The sequence below is a fragment of the Pseudomonas sp. H1h genome (genome assembly GCF_000633255.1).
Lineage (GTDB): Bacteria > Pseudomonadota > Gammaproteobacteria > Pseudomonadales > Pseudomonadaceae > Aquipseudomonas.
In genome coordinates, this window is the sequence record NZ_AYMJ01000002.1 from 158,951 (window position 1) to 174,637 (window position 15,687).

General features: G+C 60.2%; 15 protein-coding genes. 13 read left to right on the forward strand and 2 right to left on the reverse strand.

Annotated elements, in window-relative coordinates; all coding sequences use genetic code 11:
- Positions 1–32: 32 nt before the first annotated feature.
- Both proB and U862_RS0101545 read left to right on the forward strand, forming a co-directional pair.
- The gene (proB, locus tag U862_RS0101540) at positions 33–1,151 is read left to right on the forward strand and encodes a glutamate 5-kinase (protein WP_025108783.1); all 1,119 of its coding nucleotides are present in this window, start codon (positions 33–35) and stop codon (positions 1,149–1,151) included.
- 12 nt (positions 1,152–1,163) lie between these two features.
- A complete protein-coding gene (locus U862_RS0101545) occupies positions 1,164–1,631 on the forward strand; it encodes a CreA family protein (RefSeq protein WP_025108784.1) in 468 nt (155 codons plus the stop codon).
- Between the two features lie 182 nt (positions 1,632–1,813).
- Here U862_RS0101545 and rpsT read toward each other — a convergent pair whose 3' ends face one another.
- Positions 1,814–2,086, reverse strand: coding sequence for a 30S ribosomal protein S20 (rpsT, locus tag U862_RS0101550; RefSeq protein WP_003228351.1), 273 nt, complete (start codon positions 2,084–2,086; stop codon positions 1,814–1,816).
- Between the two features lie 252 nt (positions 2,087–2,338).
- Here rpsT and murJ point away from each other — a divergent pair, with 252 nt between their 5' ends.
- The 6 genes from murJ (at position 2,339) to ispH (ending at position 9,840) form a co-directional block, all read left to right on the forward strand.
- Complete coding sequence (murJ, locus tag U862_RS0101555; RefSeq protein WP_025108785.1) at positions 2,339–3,877, forward strand: murein biosynthesis integral membrane protein MurJ; 1,539 nt, start codon at positions 2,339–2,341, stop codon at positions 3,875–3,877.
- A gap of 129 nt (positions 3,878–4,006) precedes the next feature.
- Positions 4,007–4,945 (forward strand): bifunctional riboflavin kinase/FAD synthetase, encoded by a 939-nt coding sequence (gene ribF / locus U862_RS0101560; protein WP_003228347.1) that lies wholly within the window; start codon positions 4,007–4,009, stop codon positions 4,943–4,945.
- Between the two features lie 13 nt (positions 4,946–4,958).
- Positions 4,959–7,790 (forward strand): isoleucine--tRNA ligase, encoded by a 2,832-nt coding sequence (gene ileS / locus U862_RS0101565; protein ID WP_025108786.1) that lies wholly within the window; start codon positions 4,959–4,961, stop codon positions 7,788–7,790.
- Entirely contained in the window at positions 7,783–8,295 is a 513-nt protein-coding gene (lspA, locus tag U862_RS0101570; RefSeq protein ID WP_025108787.1) for a signal peptidase II, read from the forward strand. The genes ileS and lspA overlap by 8 nt, the downstream gene beginning before the upstream one ends.
- A 7-nt stretch (positions 8,296–8,302) precedes the next feature.
- Positions 8,303–8,740: an FKBP-type peptidyl-prolyl cis-trans isomerase gene (fkpB, locus tag U862_RS0101575; RefSeq protein WP_174245140.1), complete on the forward strand. Its 438-nt coding sequence runs from the start codon at positions 8,303–8,305 to the stop codon at positions 8,738–8,740.
- 155 nt (positions 8,741–8,895) lie between these two features.
- Entirely contained in the window at positions 8,896–9,840 is a 945-nt protein-coding gene (gene ispH, locus U862_RS0101580) for a 4-hydroxy-3-methylbut-2-enyl diphosphate reductase (RefSeq protein ID WP_025108788.1), read from the forward strand.
- Here the strand turns inward: ispH and U862_RS0101585 are convergent.
- Positions 9,797–10,366 (reverse strand): GspH/FimT family pseudopilin, encoded by a 570-nt coding sequence (locus U862_RS0101585; protein ID WP_025108789.1) that lies wholly within the window; start codon positions 10,364–10,366, stop codon positions 9,797–9,799. The genes ispH and U862_RS0101585 overlap by 44 nt on opposite strands.
- A gap of 130 nt (positions 10,367–10,496) precedes the next feature.
- Between U862_RS0101585 and U862_RS0101590 the strand changes: the two genes are divergently transcribed.
- From U862_RS0101590 to U862_RS0101610, 5 genes are read left to right on the forward strand one after another with little or no spacing between them, the layout of a single operon-like run.
- A complete protein-coding gene (locus tag U862_RS0101590) occupies positions 10,497–10,970 on the forward strand; it encodes a GspH/FimT family pseudopilin (protein ID WP_025108790.1) in 474 nt (157 codons plus the stop codon).
- Positions 10,967–11,416, forward strand: coding sequence for a type IV pilus modification protein PilV (gene pilV, locus U862_RS0101595; protein ID WP_025108791.1), 450 nt, complete (start codon positions 10,967–10,969; stop codon positions 11,414–11,416). Before U862_RS0101590 ends, pilV begins: the two co-directional genes overlap by 4 nt.
- Entirely contained in the window at positions 11,413–12,126 is a 714-nt protein-coding gene (locus U862_RS0101600; protein ID WP_025108792.1) for a PilW family protein, read from the forward strand. The genes pilV and U862_RS0101600 overlap by 4 nt, the downstream gene beginning before the upstream one ends.
- A gap of 11 nt (positions 12,127–12,137) precedes the next feature.
- Positions 12,138–12,617 (forward strand): PilX N-terminal domain-containing pilus assembly protein, encoded by a 480-nt coding sequence (locus U862_RS0101605; protein ID WP_025108793.1) that lies wholly within the window; start codon positions 12,138–12,140, stop codon positions 12,615–12,617.
- The gene (locus U862_RS0101610) at positions 12,604–15,684 is read left to right on the forward strand and encodes a pilus assembly protein (protein ID WP_025108794.1); all 3,081 of its coding nucleotides are present in this window, start codon (positions 12,604–12,606) and stop codon (positions 15,682–15,684) included. Before U862_RS0101605 ends, U862_RS0101610 begins: the two co-directional genes overlap by 14 nt.
- The last annotated feature ends 3 nt before the right edge of the window (positions 15,685–15,687 follow it).

A 15,687-nucleotide genomic window follows, 5' to 3' on the forward strand; every position in this document is an offset into this window, starting at 1 on the left:
GTCGCGCTGTCCTCAAGCTAAGGTTGAAGATGATGCGGAGCAAAGTGACAGGTGCGCAGCGTTGGGTCGTGAAGATCGGCAGCGCTTTGCTGACGGCGGACGGCAAGGGGCTGGATCGCAAGGCAATGGGTGTCTGGGTCGAGCAGATGGTGGCCCTGCATGAGGCGGGCGTTGAGCTGGTGCTGGTGTCTTCCGGTGCAGTGGCTGCCGGCATGAGCCGTCTGGGCTGGACCGCACGACCCAGTGCGATGCACGAGCTCCAGGCCGCAGCTGCAATCGGCCAGATGGGGTTGGTGCAGGCTTGGGAATCGAGCTTTGCCGAGCATGGCCGGCACACTGCGCAGATTCTCCTGACCCACGACGACCTGTCCGATCGCAAGCGCTACCTGAATGCTCGCAGTACGCTGCGCGCCCTGGTTGAGCTGAAAGTCATCCCGGTGATCAACGAAAACGACACCGTGGTCACTGATGAAATTCGTTTCGGTGACAACGACACGCTGGCGGCGCTGGTGGCTAACCTGGTCGAGGCGGATCTGTTGGTGATTCTCACGGATCGCGACGGCATGTTCGATGCCGATCCGCGCAATAACCCCGACGCGCAGCTGATTTATGAGGCGCGTGCCGATGATCCGGCTCTGGATGCGGTGGCGGGCGGTACCGGTGGTGCGCTGGGGCGTGGCGGCATGCAGACCAAGTTGCGTGCGGCGCGTCTGGCGGCGCGTTCCGGGGCGCATACGATCATCGTCGGTGGTCGCCTGGAGCGAGTGCTCGATCGCCTGAAGGCTGGCGAGCGCATCGGCACTCTGCTGTCGCCTGAGCGCGGCATGCTGGCGGCGCGCAAGCAATGGCTGGCTGGTCATCTGCAAACCCGCGGCACGCTGGTGCTCGATGAGGGGGCGGTGTCGGCGTTATCGCAGGGCAACAAGAGTCTGCTGCCGGTCGGCGTGAAGCTGGTGCAAGGCAGTTTCCGTCGTGGCGAAATGGTGGTCTGTGTGGCGCCGGATGGTCGTGAGATCGCCCGTGGCCTGGCCAACTACAGTGCCTTGGAGGCGCAAAAAATCATCGGTCAGTCGTCGGATGCGATTGTCGGCGTGCTGGGCTACATGGCTGAGCCGGAACTGGTTCACCGTGACAACCTGATTCTGGTCTAGGGAAAAAACGCGATGCGCATGGCAAAAGGATTGTTGGGTCTGCTGATGGCGTTGCCATTGCTGGCCTCGGCCGAGGAAATCGGTCAGGTGTCGACGGTGTTCAAGTTTGTCGGTCCGAATGACCGGATCGTGGTCGAGGCCTTTGATGATCCAAAGGTTGATGGCGTGACGTGCTATCTGTCGCGCGCCAAGACGGGCGGGGTGAAAGGTGGTCTGGGGTTGGCGGAAGATCGTGCCGAGGCTTCCATTGCTTGTCGTCAGGTTGGTCCGATCAAGTTCAAGGGCGAACTGAAAGACGGTGACGAGGTGTTCAAGGAGCGCACGTCGCTGGTGTTCAAGACCATGCAGGTGGTGCGTTTCCTCGACAAGAAGCGCAATACGCTGGTGTACCTGGTCTATAGTGATCGCGTGATCGAGGGTAGTCCGCAGAATGCGGTGACCGCAATCCCGATTCTGCCGTGGGTGCCGGTCCAGCAATAACACCGAAAAAACCAACTGTAGGAGTGAGTCTGCTCGCGATAGCGGTGTGTCAGTCAGCAAATATTTGTCTGTCTAACCGCTATCGCGAGCAGGCTCACTCCTACATTTTTTTGCGCTGGATTTGTTAAATCACAGGCAATAAAAAACCGACCCTAAGGTCGGTTTTTTAATGACTACGTCGATTAAGCAGCTTCTTTCAGTGCCTTGACGTGGCCATTCAGACGGCTCTTATGACGAGCAGCCTTGTTCTTGTGGATGATGCCTTTATCGGCCATACGGTCGATAACTGGCACAGCCAGAACGTATGCAGCTTGAGCTTTTTCAGCGTCTTTTGCGTCGATGGCTTTAACTACATTCTTGATGTAGGTACGAACCATGGAACGCAGGCTGGCGTTGTGGCTGCGACGCTTCTCAGCCTGTTTTGCACGTTTTTTGGCGGAAGGTGAGTTGGCCACCGTCGAGCTCCTCGAAAGACTTTTTAGGAAATAGCAAACAAAATAGGCCGCGAATCATGCCGATGAAGAGAAGTCTTGTCAAGGGCGCTTGAAACGTTCCGCTAAGTGGTAGGTGTAAAGAGGCGGGATATTTATTTCCGGCGCTTGACCTGTAAACTCGCGAGCTTTGGCTCTGTGCTGTTGCGGCGCAGAGTATCGCACAAGTAGGCGCATTGTTCGCCTGCTGTTTATCGACAGGCACACATTCCCTCAATGAATCTGCTCAAATCGTTGGCCGCCGTCAGCTCTATTACGATGCTTTCCCGGATTCTCGGGTTCGTCCGTGACACGCTCATTGCCCGTACATTCGGCGCCGGAATGGCGACGGACGCCTTCTTTATTGCCTTCAAGCTGCCTAACCTGCTGCGGCGAATCTTCGCCGAAGGGGCGTTCTCGCAGGCATTTGTGCCAATTCTGGCGGAATACAAAAATCAGCAGGGCGAAGAGGCCACTCGTACCTTTATCGCCTACGTTTCCGGTCTGCTGACCCTGGTGCTGGCGCTGGTCACGGCGCTGGGCATGATCGCCGCGCCGTGGGTGATCTGGGCCACGGCCCCCGGTTTTACCGATACGCCGGAAAAATTCCAGCTCACCTCCGATCTGTTGCGGGTGACGTTCCCTTATATATTGCTGATCTCCCTGTCCTCGCTGGCCGGGGCGATTCTCAACACCTGGAACCGCTTTTCGGTGCCGGCCTTTGTGCCGACCCTGCTCAACGTCAGCATGATTGTGTTTTCACTGTTCCTGACGCCGTATTTCGATCCGCCGGTCATGGCTCTGGGCTGGGCGGTACTGGTCGGCGGTCTGGCGCAGTTGCTCTATCAACTGCCGCACCTGAAAAAGATCGGCATGCTGGTGCTGCCACGCCTGAACCTGCGCGATACCGGCGTCTGGCGGGTGATGAAGCAGATGCTGCCGGCGATCATCGGCGTCTCGGTCAGCCAGATTTCGTTGATCATCAACACCATCTTCGCCTCGTTCCTGGTGGCCGGTTCGGTGTCGTGGATGTATTACGCCGACCGTTTGATGGAGCTGCCGTCCGGCGTACTCGGCGTGGCGCTGGGCACGATCCTGCTGCCGACATTGGCAAAGACTTACGCCAGCAAGGATCGCCACGAGTACTCACGGATCCTCGACTGGGGCCTGCGCCTGTGCTTCGTGCTGGTGCTGCCGTGTGCGCTGGCACTGGGGATTCTCGCCGAACCGCTGACTGTGTCGCTGTTCCAGTACGGCCAGTTCAGTGCCTTTGATGCCTCCATGACCCAGCGTGCACTGATTGCCTATTCTGTCGGTCTGCTGGGGATTATCGTGATCAAGGTCCTGGCGCCGGGCTTTTATGCGCAACAGAACATCCGCACACCGGTAAAAATCGCAATTTTCACCCTGATCGTCACCCAGCTGTTCAACCTGGTGTTGATCGGCCCGCTGGCCCACGCCGGTCTGGCGCTGGCGATCAGTGCTGGCGCCTGCCTCAATGCGGGGTTGCTGTTCTATCAACTGCGCAAGCAGCAGATGTATCAGCCGCAACCGGGCTGGTACATGTTCGGATTCAAGTTGGTCGTAGCCGTGGCGGTGATGTCGGCGGTACTGTTGCTCGGCATGCATTTCATGCCGGCCTGGGATCAGGGGCACATGCTTGAGCGCTTCCTGCGTCTGGGTGCGCTGGTGGTTGCCGGCGTCGTGGCTTACTTCGGTATGTTGCTGCTGCTCGGTTTCCGCCTGCGGGACTTCAATCGCAAGGCCTTGAGCTGAGGTTTCACCCTTTATAAACGGGCATGGGCCGGCAGTTTTGTCGGCTCGATCACTTTGCGTTACGGTGTTGCCTGTCGTCGACCGCCGGGTGTGGTTATAATCGACCACTTTATGAGCAAGAAGCGCGTTATGCAGCTGGTTCGAGGCCTCCACAACTTGCGCCCCCAGCATCGGGGCTGCGTCGCCACTATTGGCAACTTTGACGGTGTTCACCGTGGTCACCAGGCTATCCTGGCCCGGCTGCGTGAGCGTGCGCTCGAGTTGGGCGTACCCAGCTGCGTGGTGATTTTCGAGCCGCAGCCACGGGAATTCTTTGCCCCCGAGACTGCGCCGGCACGTCTGGCCCGGTTGCGCGACAAGCTGCAGCTGCTGGCCGCCGAAGGCGTGGACCGGGTCCTGTGCCTGGCGTTCAACCAGCGCTTGAGCAAGCTCAGCGCCAGCGAGTTCGTCGATACCATCCTGGTGGACGGTCTCGGCGTTCAGCATCTGGAAGTCGGCGACGATTTCCGTTTTGGCTGCGACCGCCTCGGTGATTTCGATTTCCTGCTGCAGGCCGGACAAGTCCATGGTTTTACCGTGGAGGCCGCGCAAACCGTCGAGCTGGACGGCATTCGCGTCAGCAGCACCCAGGTGCGCAATGCGTTGGCCGCCGCCGACTTTGCCTTGGCCGAACGCCTGCTTGGCCGCCCGTACCGGATCGCCGGTCGCGTGCTGCATGGCCAGAAACTGGCCCGGCAACTGGGTACGCCCACTGCCAACATTCAACTCAAGCGTCGTCGCGTGCCGTTCACCGGGGTGTATCTGGTGGATGTCGACATCGACGGCAAGACCTGGCCCGGCGTCGCCAATATCGGCGTACGGCCTACGGTACAAGGTGATGGCAAAGCCCACCTTGAGGTCCATCTTTTAGATTTTGCCGGCGATCTGTATGACCGGCGTTTGACGGTGGTTTTCCACCAAAAGCTGCGTGAAGAGCAGCGCTTCGCCTCTCTGGAGGCACTGAAAACGGCGATCAACGCGGATGTCGCCGCCGCCCGTGCACTAGCCGCACCTAGCGCCCATCGCTAATGAAGAGCCTTAAATGACCGACTATAAAGCCACGCTAAACCTTCCGGACACCGCCTTCCCAATGAAGGCCGGCCTGCCACAGCGCGAACCGCAGATCCTGCAGCGCTGGGACAGTATTGGCCTGTACGGAAAGTTGCGCGAGATTGGCAAGGATCGTCCGAAGTTCGTCCTGCACGACGGCCCTCCGTACGCCAACGGCACGATCCACATCGGTCACGCACTGAACAAGATTCTCAAGGACATGATCATCCGCTCGAAGACCCTGTCGGGCTTCGACGCGCCGTACGTTCCGGGTTGGGACTGCCACGGCCTGCCGATCGAGCACAAGGTTGAAGTGACCCACGGCAAGAACCTGGGCGCGGACAAGACCCGCGAGCTGTGCCGTGCCTACGCTACCGAGCAGATCGAAGGGCAGAAGTCCGAATTCATCCGTCTGGGTGTGCTGGGCGACTGGGCCAACCCGTACAAGACCATGGACTTCAAGAACGAAGCCGGTGAAATCCGCGCCTTGGCTGAAATCGTCAAGGGCGGTTTCGTGTTCAAGGGTCTCAAGCCTGTGAACTGGTGCTTCGACTGCGGTTCGGCCCTGGCCGAAGCAGAAGTCGAGTACGAGAACAAGAAGTCCTCGACCATCGACGTTGCCTTTCCGATCGCTGACGAGGCCAAACTGGCTGCCGCGTTCGGTCTGCCGTCGCTGGACAAGCCTGCCTCGATCGTGATCTGGACCACCACCCCGTGGACCATCCCGGCCAACCAGGCGCTGAACGTACACCCGGAATTCAACTACGCGCTGGTCGACATCGGTGACAAGCTGCTGGTGCTGGCTGAAGAGCTGGTTGAAGCCTGCCTGGCGCGCTATGGCGTTGAAGGCTCGGTCATCGCGACCACAACCGGTAAAGAACTGGAACTGATCAACTTCCGTCACCCGTTCTACGACCGCCTGTCGCCGGTGTACCTGGCTGACTACGTCGAACTGGGCGCCGGCACCGGTGTGGTTCACTCCGCCCCGGCCTACGGCGTGGACGACTTCGTGACCTGCAAGAAGTACGGCATGGTCAACGACGATATCCTCAATCCGGTGCAGAGCAACGGCGTGTACGTGCCGTCGCTGGAATTCTTCGGCGGCCAGTTCATCTGGAAGGCCAACCCGGCCATCGTCGACAAGCTGACCGAAGTCGGTGCGTTGATGCACACCACCGTCATCGAACACAGCTACATGCACTGCTGGCGTCACAAGACCCCGCTGATCTACCGCGCCACCGCGCAGTGGTTCATCGGCATGGACAAAGAGCCAACCAGCGGCGACACCCTGCGTGTGCGCTCGCTCAAAGCCATCGAAGACACCAAGTTCGTTCCGGCCTGGGGCCAGGCGCGCCTGCACTCGATGATCGCCAACCGTCCGGACTGGTGCATCTCGCGTCAGCGCAACTGGGGCGTGCCAATCCCGTTCTTCCTCAACAAGGAAAGCGGCGAGCTGCACCCACGCACCGTCGAACTGATGGAAGAAGTTGCCAAGCGCGTTGAAGTCGAAGGCATCGAAGCCTGGTTCAAGATGGACGCTGCCGAGCTGCTCGGCGACGAAGCGCCGCAGTACGACAAGATCAGCGACACCCTCGACGTCTGGTTCGACTCGGGCACCACGCACTGGCACGTGCTGCGCGGTTCGCACCCGATGGGGCACGAGACCGGTCCACGCGCCGATCTGTACCTGGAAGGTTCCGACCAACACCGCGGCTGGTTCCATTCGTCGCTGCTGACCGGTTGCGCCATCGACAACCACGCGCCATACCGCGAACTGCTGACCCACGGTTTCACCGTCGACGAAGCGGGCCGCAAGATGTCCAAATCGCTGGGCAACGTGATCGCACCGCAGAAAGTCAACGACACCCTGGGCGCCGACATCATGCGTCTGTGGGTCGCTTCGACTGACTACTCCGGTGAAATGGCCGTTTCCGACCAGATCCTGCAACGCAGTGCGGACGCCTATCGTCGTATCCGCAACACCGCACGCTTCCTGCTCTCGAACCTGAGCGGGTTCAACCCGGCCACCGACATCCTGCCGGCTGAAGAAATGCTCGCGCTGGATCGCTGGGCGGTAGACCGCACCTTGCTGCTGCAACGTGAGCTGCAAGAGCACTACGGCGAATACCGTTTCTGGAACGTCTACTCCAAGATCCACAACTTCTGCGTGCAGGAGCTGGGTGGTTTCTACCTCGACATCATCAAGGACCGTCAGTACACCACTGGCGCCAACAGCAAGGCTCGCCGTTCGGCCCAAACCGCGCTGTTCCACATCTCCGAAGCGCTGGTGCGCTGGATCGCGCCGATCCTCGCCTTCACCGCCGATGAGCTGTGGGAGTACCTGCCAGGCGAGCGTAACGAATCGGTCATGCTCAACACCTGGTACGAAGGTTTGACTGAACTGCCGGCCGACGTTGAACTGGGCCGCGACTACTGGGAGCGCGTGATGGCGGTCAAAGTAGCGGTCAACAAAGAGATGGAAATCCAGCGTGCGGCCAAAGCCGTCGGTGGCAACCTGCAAGCCGAAGTGACGCTGTACGCCGAAGACGCGCTGAGCGCCGATCTGACCAAGCTGAGCAACGAGCTGCGCTTTGTTCTGATCACGTCGACCGCCAGTGTTGCGCCTTTTGTCAGCGCGCCTGAAGACGCGGTGGCCACTGAGGTCAGCGGCCTGAAGCTGAAGATCGTCAAGTCGGCCTTCCCGAAGTGCGCCCGTTGCTGGCACTGCCGCGAAGACGTCGGCGTGAACCCGGAGCATCCGGAAATCTGCGGTCGTTGCGTCGACAACATCAGCGGCGCTGGCGAGGTTCGTCACTATGCCTAATGCCGTTGGCCGTTTCGGACGGTTGAGCTGGCTGTGGTTGAGCTTGCTGGTTCTGGTCATCGACCAGGCCAGCAAGTTCTACTTCGAAAACAAGCTCGAAATGTTCCAGCAGATCGTGATCATTCCTGATTACTTCAGCTGGACCCTGGCTTACAACACCGGCGCTGCCTTCAGCTTCCTGGCTGACAGCTCCGGCTGGCAGCGCTGGCTGTTCGCCCTGATTGCGATCGTGGTCAGTGCGGTGCTGGTGGTCTGGCTCAAGCGCCTGGGGCGCAACGATACCTGGCTGGCCGTCGCCTTGGCGCTGGTGCTGGGCGGTGCGCTGGGCAATCTGTACGACCGCATTGCCCTGGGCCATGTGATCGACTTCATTCTGGTGCACTGGCAGAACCGCTGGTACTTCCCGGCGTTCAACTTTGCCGACAGCGCCATCAGCGTAGGCGCGGTGATGCTGGCACTGGACATGTTCAAAAGTAAAAAAACCGGAGAAGCCGTTCATGACTGAACAGGTATTGGCTGAGCAACGCATCGGCCAGAACACGGAAGTCACCTTGCACTTTGCATTGCGCCTGGAGAACGGCGACACGGTCGACAGCACCTTCGACAAGGCCCCGGCGACCTTCAAGGTCGGCGACGGTAATCTGCTGCCGGGCTTCGAAGCCGCGCTGTTCGGCTTCAAGGCCGGCGACAAGCGCACGCTGACCGTCGAGCCGGAAAACGCTTTCGGCCAGCCGAACCCGCAGAACGTGCAGATCATTCCGCGTTCGCAGTTCGTCGACATGGAGCTGTCGCCGGGTTTGCTGGTGATCTTCAACGATGCGGCCAATACTGAGCTGCCGGGTGTGGTGAAAGAGTTCGACGACACGCAAGTGACCATCGACTTCAACCACCCGCTGGCCGGCAAGACGCTGACCTTTGACGTCGAGATCATCAACGTCAAAGCGCTGTAACTGACCATACGTGGTCAAAAATGTGGGAGCGGGCTTGCTCGCGAATGCTGACTGACATTCAACATCGATGTTGTCTGACTTATCGCTTTCGCGAGCAAGCCCGCTCCCACAGTCGTTATTCACTGTTTTTTCGCGCGCAAGACACGAGGCACAGCATGCAAATCAAACTCGCCAACCCCCGTGGCTTCTGCGCCGGCGTGGACCGGGCGATCGAAATCGTCAACCGTGCCCTGGAAGTCTTCGGGCCGCCGATCTACGTGCGTCATGAAGTGGTGCACAACAAGTTTGTTGTCGAAGACCTGCGCAGTCGCGGGGCGATCTTTGTCGAAGAACTGGATCAGGTGCCGGACGACGTCATCGTAATCTTCAGTGCGCATGGCGTATCCCAGGCCGTGCGTACCGAGGCTGCAGGCCGTGGCCTGAAAGTCTTCGACGCCACTTGCCCATTGGTCACCAAAGTGCACATCGAAGTCGCGAAATACAGCCGCGACGGCCGCGAATGCATCCTGATCGGCCACGCCGGTCACCCGGAAGTCGAAGGCACCATGGGCCAGTACGACGCCAGCAATGGCGGCGCGATCTACCTCGTCGAAGACGAGAAAGACGTCGCCGAGTTGCAGGTACACAACCCGGAGAAACTGGCGTTTGTTACCCAGACGACCCTGTCGATGGACGACACCAGCCGAGTCATCGATGCCCTGCGTTCGCGCTTCCCGGCCATCGGCGGTCCGCGCAAGGACGACATCTGCTATGCCACGCAAAATCGTCAGGACGCGGTCAAGCAACTGGCCGACGAATGCGATGTAGTGTTGGTGGTGGGCAGCCCGAACAGCTCCAACTCCAATCGCTTGCGAGAGCTGGCCGAGCGCATGGCGACGCCTGCCTACCTGATCGACGGTGCCGAAGACCTGCAGAAGAGTTGGTTCGATGGTGTCGAGCGTATCGGTATCACCGCCGGTGCTTCCGCGCCGGAAGTGCTGGTGCGCGGCGTGATCCAGCAATTGCAGGCGTGGGGCGCGACCGGTGCCGATGAACTGGCCGGACGCGAAGAGAACATCACGTTCTCGATGCCGAAAGAACTGCGCGTTCGCTCGATTTGACGCTTTTCGCTTTCTCGCACAGCGCCTGTCCGGTTTTTTCCCGGGTCAGGCGCACCCGACCGGTCGCCGCCAGCACCACCTGGAGTTGGCTGACCGGCTCGTGTGCCGAGCAGAGATGTAACGTTCCTGCCTGAAATGCCCGCCCGGGCATCAGCGGTTGCCCCAGACCGCTGAACCGCACGTAACGACTCACCGCCCAATTGCCGACAATCGGTATTCGCGCATCACTTGCCTGTTCCTGTAGCAGGGGATTGTCGCGGTCCTGCGGTCCTTTGCCGCTGATGTCCAGAATGATTCGCCAGCCCTGACTCCAGTCGCCGTCGATGCTGTGGATCACCACGTTCTGATTGCGTGTGATGGCTTGCGTGCGGGCATTGCGAATGCCGTCGAGCAACGACTGGGCCGCCTGGTCACGATGAGTCGATTCGGTGAAGGCGGCAAACGCCGGACTGACCAGTGCCAGAACAATCGCGCCAATCGCCAGTCCCATAAGCAATTCAATCAGACTGAAACCCTGTTGCGGCATGAACACTTCCTCCCTGAAGCATGAGGCCAGACGCAATCCTCGCGCCGGGCAGGGCAAATCAACCGGCGCAGGCCGGTTGAATGTTCTAGTTTGTAGAGGCAGGTATAGCCGACGGCAACGGAGGGCATCGATGAATCATCGTACAAAAGGTTTCACGCTGCCCGAACTGCTGGCCGCGGTCGCCGTGTTGGTGATCCTCATCACCCTGGCGGTGCCGGGGTTCACCCGTTCGATCCAGAGCAGCAAGGCCGACACCGAAATGGGCGACCTGCAACGCGCCATCAACTATGCGCGGCTGGAGGCGATCGATCGCGGCGTGGTCACGCGGCTGCGGCCGAGCGCCGGTGGCAGCGTGTGGACCGGCGAGTTGTCGGTCTACGACAGTACTGGCACACCGGCCAATGTATTGCGGGTTGTTCCAGCGATGAGCAGCGGCGCCACTCTGACGCTACCCTCAGGAGTGACCGCGCTGGATTTCAACAATCTGGGCGGTCTGGCGGCACCGTCGACGGCGGTGGTCATCAGTTACGTGCTGGGAACGCAAAGCAGGACGCTGAACGTGTGTCTGAACGGACGAATTCAACTGGGTGGAAGTTGCGGATGAGGGCAGGGAGTACGCAAGCACAGGAGGGCATGTCGCTGATCGAAGTACTGGTCGCGTTGCTGATTCTGACTGTCGGAATATTGGGCGCGGCAGCCGTTCAACTGAATGCGCTGAAGTACACCGACAGCTCGCGGATGACCAGCCAGGCGAGCTTCATCGCCTACGACATGATGGACCGCATCCGCGCCAACGCTGCCGCCGATTACACGGTCACGCCGCCGACTTCGGGCAACCTCAGTGTCGCCCGCGATCAGGACCTTTACGACTTCACCACCAACATCGTCAATTTCGGCGGGCCGACCGCCACCGGCACCATCACCCTCAATCAGCGGGTGTACACCATCACCATCAACTGGAATGACTCACGGGCCGCGAATGCCACGGGCACCACGCGCAGTTTCGTCCTGAGCAGTCGTGCCACGGTCGATCCGGTGGCCACGCCATGAAGCATTCCAACCGTGGTTTCGGCCTGATCGAAATGCTCATCGCCCTGGCGCTCGGGCTGATCGTGGTGCTGGGTGTGGTGCAGACGTTCCTCGCCGCGAAAAACACCTACGTCAGCCAGAACACGGCGGCAGCGATGCAGGAAGACGCACGTTTTGTGCTGAGCAAGATGATTCAGGAACTGCGCATGGTCGGCATGTTCGGCTGCCTTGGCACCATTACCGACGCGAGTTCTGCGGGGGATTTCAATGCGGCGCAGATCACCCCGATCAGTTGGGACAACAGCAACCTCAAGCTGACCCTGGTCACCGCCGATGTTGGCGGCAATGGCGGCACACCAACGTGGACGGTGGTCTCCGATTGCCGTAACAGCGCCACGGCCTATACCGGGCTGCGGGCCGCAGCGAGCGGGCAGGTCGCCTTTCCAATCCGCCGTTTGATCTACAGCTTCAGCAACAACCAGATCCTCATGGGCACCGGCAGCGGCACCCCGGCCCAACAAGTGTTGGTGAACAACGTCAGTACGTTCACCGTCATGTTCGGTCTGGCCACGTCCGCCACCGATGTCGCGGCGTCCTCTTACAGCAGCAACCCCAGCGATCCGGCGCGTATCCGCAGTGTGCGTTTGAGCCTGACCCTCACCGACCCGAACAACCGGGTGGCCAATCAAACCTTCAACGTGGTTGCCGCTTTGCGCAACCGCTTGCAGTGAGGGCCGAGACGATGAGGATTTCTTTGCACCAGAGGCAAGCGCAACGCGGCATGGTGCTGCTGGTCAGTCTGGTGTTCCTGTTATTGCTGACACTGGTCGGGCTGTCTTCGATGCAGAGCGCCAACCTGCAGGAAAAAATGGCCGGCAGTGTCAGTTTGCGCAATCAGTCGTTCCAGACTGCCGAGGCCGCGCTGCGTATCGGGGAAAGTGCGGTGCAGCTCGACAGTTATTCGCTGGCGGTGTGCGCCAACGCCACACAGTGTGCGCCGCCGGCCGAGTCTTCGCTGGTCAGCGCAGCAGGGCTGAACTCGACCTCGGGGGTGACGTGGATCGCCGCCGGCAACGGCTTCTACGGTGTACAGAACATCGGCACTACCCTGACGGCGGTGAACGTGCCGAGCAACACCTCGGCCACGCTGTATCGGGTCACCGCGGTCGGTATCGCCGGCACTTCGCGCAGTGTGGTGGAGAGTGTCTATGCGAAGTATTGAGCGCTGCTGGACTCTGTTGACGGGCCTGCTGCTGGGGTTGTATCTGGCGGCGCCGGCGTATGCGTTCACCCCGTCTGATTCGCCACTCCTGAGTGCGGCGGCGGTTCCGCCCAACGTGATGTTGTTGATTGATGATTCCGGCAGTATGAACAGCATCATTTACGCGACGGGATTCGATCCGAACGTCACTCGCACACCAGCCCGGCAATGTAACGCCTTGCTCGGGCTGTGCCTGAGTTCGACGGCCATCACCGGGGACCCGGTGTTTCTCTCGAATCTGCCGACCGCTGGTTGCTCCGGCGGCGCCTTTGCCTTCTACAACAACAGCCTGGTGCCGCAGTGCCTGAAGCTGCCGGACCCGGTCGGCAGCGGCAACACGCGCTACACCGGGGACTACATCGCCTATCTGGTCGGGTTGGCGAATGGCAGCAACCGCGACTTCACCACGGGCTCGATCCCCAATGACTACCGGATCAACGTCGCGCGCAATGTGTCCAACGCCCTGGTCGCCAGTAACCGTACCTTGCGCATCGGTCTGTCGACCTTCAATCCGGTGACCAGCAACAACCCCGGCAATGGCGGTTATATCGCCCGTGCCATCAGCGACCTGTCGCCGGTCTCCGGCAGCGTGACCCAGGCGCAGGCCGACGCCAACTACAACGCACTGATTTCTTCGATCAACGCGCTGGGTGCCGTGGCCAACACGCCGCTGGCGGAAACCTATTATGAAATCACCCGCTACATGCGCGGCATGGCGCCCTACTACAACAGCACACCAACCACTTACACCAGTCCGATCCAGTACCGCTGCCAGAAAAACTACGGCGTGGTGATCACCGATGGCCTGCCGACCTACGACCGCACCTTTCCGAGTAACGACCCGCTGGGCGGCAGTCGTCTGCCGAACTGGGATGGCATCAACAATGACGGCAACAACCTCAATGGCGACAACGAAGGGGACACGTTGTACCTGGATGACATCGCCAAGTTCGCGTTCGACATCGACATGCGTTCGACAGGCACTGACCTCGCCGGCAAGAGCTGGAGCTCGGCGGATTTTCCCAAACAGAACATGAACACCTACACCGTCGGGTTCACGGCCGACAACGACATGCTCTCGGATGCCGCCAGCTATGGGCAAGGCAAGTATTACCAGGCGACCGACAGCACTGGCCTCAATACCGCACTGTCCTCGGCGCTGAGCGACATCACCTCCAAGGCCGGCTCAGGTGGTAGTGGCGTTACCAGCGGCACCACGCTGGCCAGTGGCACCAGTTATTTCCAGACCAGCTACGACCCCAAGGACTGGCGTGGCACGATCAAATCCTTCGGTTTCACCGCGGCCGGCGTGGTGAATACTTCGGTAGCCTTGTGGACCACCGACACCACCATCGTTCCGGGCGCCACTGCGCCGATCTATCAAGCGTGGAACACCACCACCAACACCGCCATAACCCTGGCCTACGGCAATTTTTCTGCTGCCCAGCAGACCTCGCTCAGTCAGAGCCTGCCCACCGGCATCAGCGGCAGTGATCTGGTGGAGTGGAGCAAGGGCACCAACAAGAGCGGCCTGAGGGTGCGCAGCGTATTGCTCGGAGACATCATCAACTCGCCGCTGGTGCTGGCTTCGCCCAGCGACAAAACCGCTTCCGACCTGTCGGGTGACACCACCTACACCACTTACCTGACCACCAAAGCGGCAAACATGAACCCCAGCCTGGTGGTGAATGCCAATGACGGCTTCGTCAACGTGATCAACTCGGCCAACGGCACCCGGCGCTATGCCTACATGCCTTCCAGTGTGCTGCCGTCGCTGCGGCTGATTGCCGACCCTGCTTACATCAACGGCGTCAGCCACAAGTTTCTGGTGGACGGTCAGGTCGCTGTGTATGACGCGCAACTCAATAACGCTTGGAAAACCCTGGCCATTGGTGGCTCCGGTGCCGGCGGCAAGACCTTCTATGCATTGCAGCTGTTCGACGCCTCGGCCGGCAATGTGCTCAGTGCCCTGTGGGAGGTCAGCGCACCCGCCACCGCCAACATTGCCAATGCCTTTAATGATCTGGGTTACGCCTATGCACGGCCGGAAGTGGCACGCTTGGCCGACGGCCGCTGGGCAGCGTTCATCGCCAATGGTTATGGCAGCAACTCGGGTGTGGCGGCGTTGTATGTGCTGGATGTGCGTGACGGTTCGCTGATCAAGAAAATCGTGATCGACAGCACCGAAACCACCAATGGCCTGTCGTCGGTCAAGCTCAAGGTCAACTCCTCGAACGTGGTGCAGGCTGCCTACGGTGGAGATTTGAAAGGGCGCTTGTGGAAATTCGACCTCAGCGCGACCACGACCGACAGCTGGGGTGTGGCATTTTCCGGCAAGCCGTTGTTCACCACGGCCGGCGGGGCGACTCAGCCGATCACGGCGCAGCCGCTGTTGGCGGACAATGCGCTGGGGGGCAAACAGGTATTCGTCGGCACCGGAAAATTCAACGAAACAGCCGATAAGACCAACAAGGATCTGCAGGCGTTTTATTCGGTGTGGGACGCCGACGGCGGTTCCGGCCAACTGACCGTCAGCAGTCTGCAGGCGCAGGCGGTGACCGGGGTGTTCACCGGTAGTTCAGGACAATATGCCACGACCACTCAGAACGACACGACCTATCCGGCAGAGAAGGGGTGGTATCTGCCGCTCGTGTATAACAACGCGTTGGTCGGTGAGCGGGTGATCAATCAGGCCAGCCTGGTGCTCGGACGCATTTTGTTTACGACTGCGGGAGTTGACACCACCGACCCGTGTGCCAGTTTCGGTACGGGCAAACTGGTCGAACTCGATGCGTTCGGCGGTAAGATGCTCAACTACGCGGTGCTCGATACTAACGGGGATGGTGTGGTCGACAGTAACGACACGATTTCCAGTGGTGTGATATTTACGGGCGGCATTCCAACCCTGAATGCCATCGTCAATGGCGCGACGCGCAAGATAGTCAACGATTCCAGCGGCAACATCACCACTCTGGTGGAAAAGGGTGGCGGTGGCAGCCGTCGTATCATGTGGCGACAAATACAGTAAGTG

What these genes read in the sequence shown, in the direction of transcription:
- U862_RS0101610 (WP_025108794.1), top strand. Translation starts at nt 12,604, where the DNA reads ATGCGAAGTATTGAGCGCTGCTGGACTCTGTTGACGGGCCTGCTGCTG.
- U862_RS0101605 (WP_025108793.1), top strand. Translation starts at nt 12,138, where the DNA reads ATGAGGATTTCTTTGCACCAGAGGCAAGCGCAACGCGGCATGGTGCTG.
- lspA (WP_025108787.1), top strand. Translation starts at nt 7,783, where the DNA reads ATGCCTAATGCCGTTGGCCGTTTCGGACGGTTGAGCTGGCTGTGGTTG.
- U862_RS0101545 (WP_025108784.1), top strand. Translation starts at nt 1,164, where the DNA reads ATGCGCATGGCAAAAGGATTGTTGGGTCTGCTGATGGCGTTGCCATTG.
- ribF (WP_003228347.1), top strand. Translation starts at nt 4,007, where the DNA reads ATGCAGCTGGTTCGAGGCCTCCACAACTTGCGCCCCCAGCATCGGGGC.
- pilV (WP_025108791.1), top strand. Translation starts at nt 10,967, where the DNA reads ATGAGGGCAGGGAGTACGCAAGCACAGGAGGGCATGTCGCTGATCGAA.
- U862_RS0101600 (WP_025108792.1), top strand. Translation starts at nt 11,413, where the DNA reads ATGAAGCATTCCAACCGTGGTTTCGGCCTGATCGAAATGCTCATCGCC.
- U862_RS0101585 (WP_025108789.1), bottom strand. Translation starts at nt 10,366, where the DNA reads ATGCCGCAACAGGGTTTCAGTCTGATTGAATTGCTTATGGGACTGGCG.
- U862_RS0101590 (WP_025108790.1), top strand. Translation starts at nt 10,497, where the DNA reads ATGAATCATCGTACAAAAGGTTTCACGCTGCCCGAACTGCTGGCCGCG.
- proB (WP_025108783.1), top strand. Translation starts at nt 33, where the DNA reads ATGCGGAGCAAAGTGACAGGTGCGCAGCGTTGGGTCGTGAAGATCGGC.
- ispH (WP_025108788.1), top strand. Translation starts at nt 8,896, where the DNA reads ATGCAAATCAAACTCGCCAACCCCCGTGGCTTCTGCGCCGGCGTGGAC.
- ileS (WP_025108786.1), top strand. Translation starts at nt 4,959, where the DNA reads ATGACCGACTATAAAGCCACGCTAAACCTTCCGGACACCGCCTTCCCA.
- murJ (WP_025108785.1), top strand. Translation starts at nt 2,339, where the DNA reads ATGAATCTGCTCAAATCGTTGGCCGCCGTCAGCTCTATTACGATGCTT.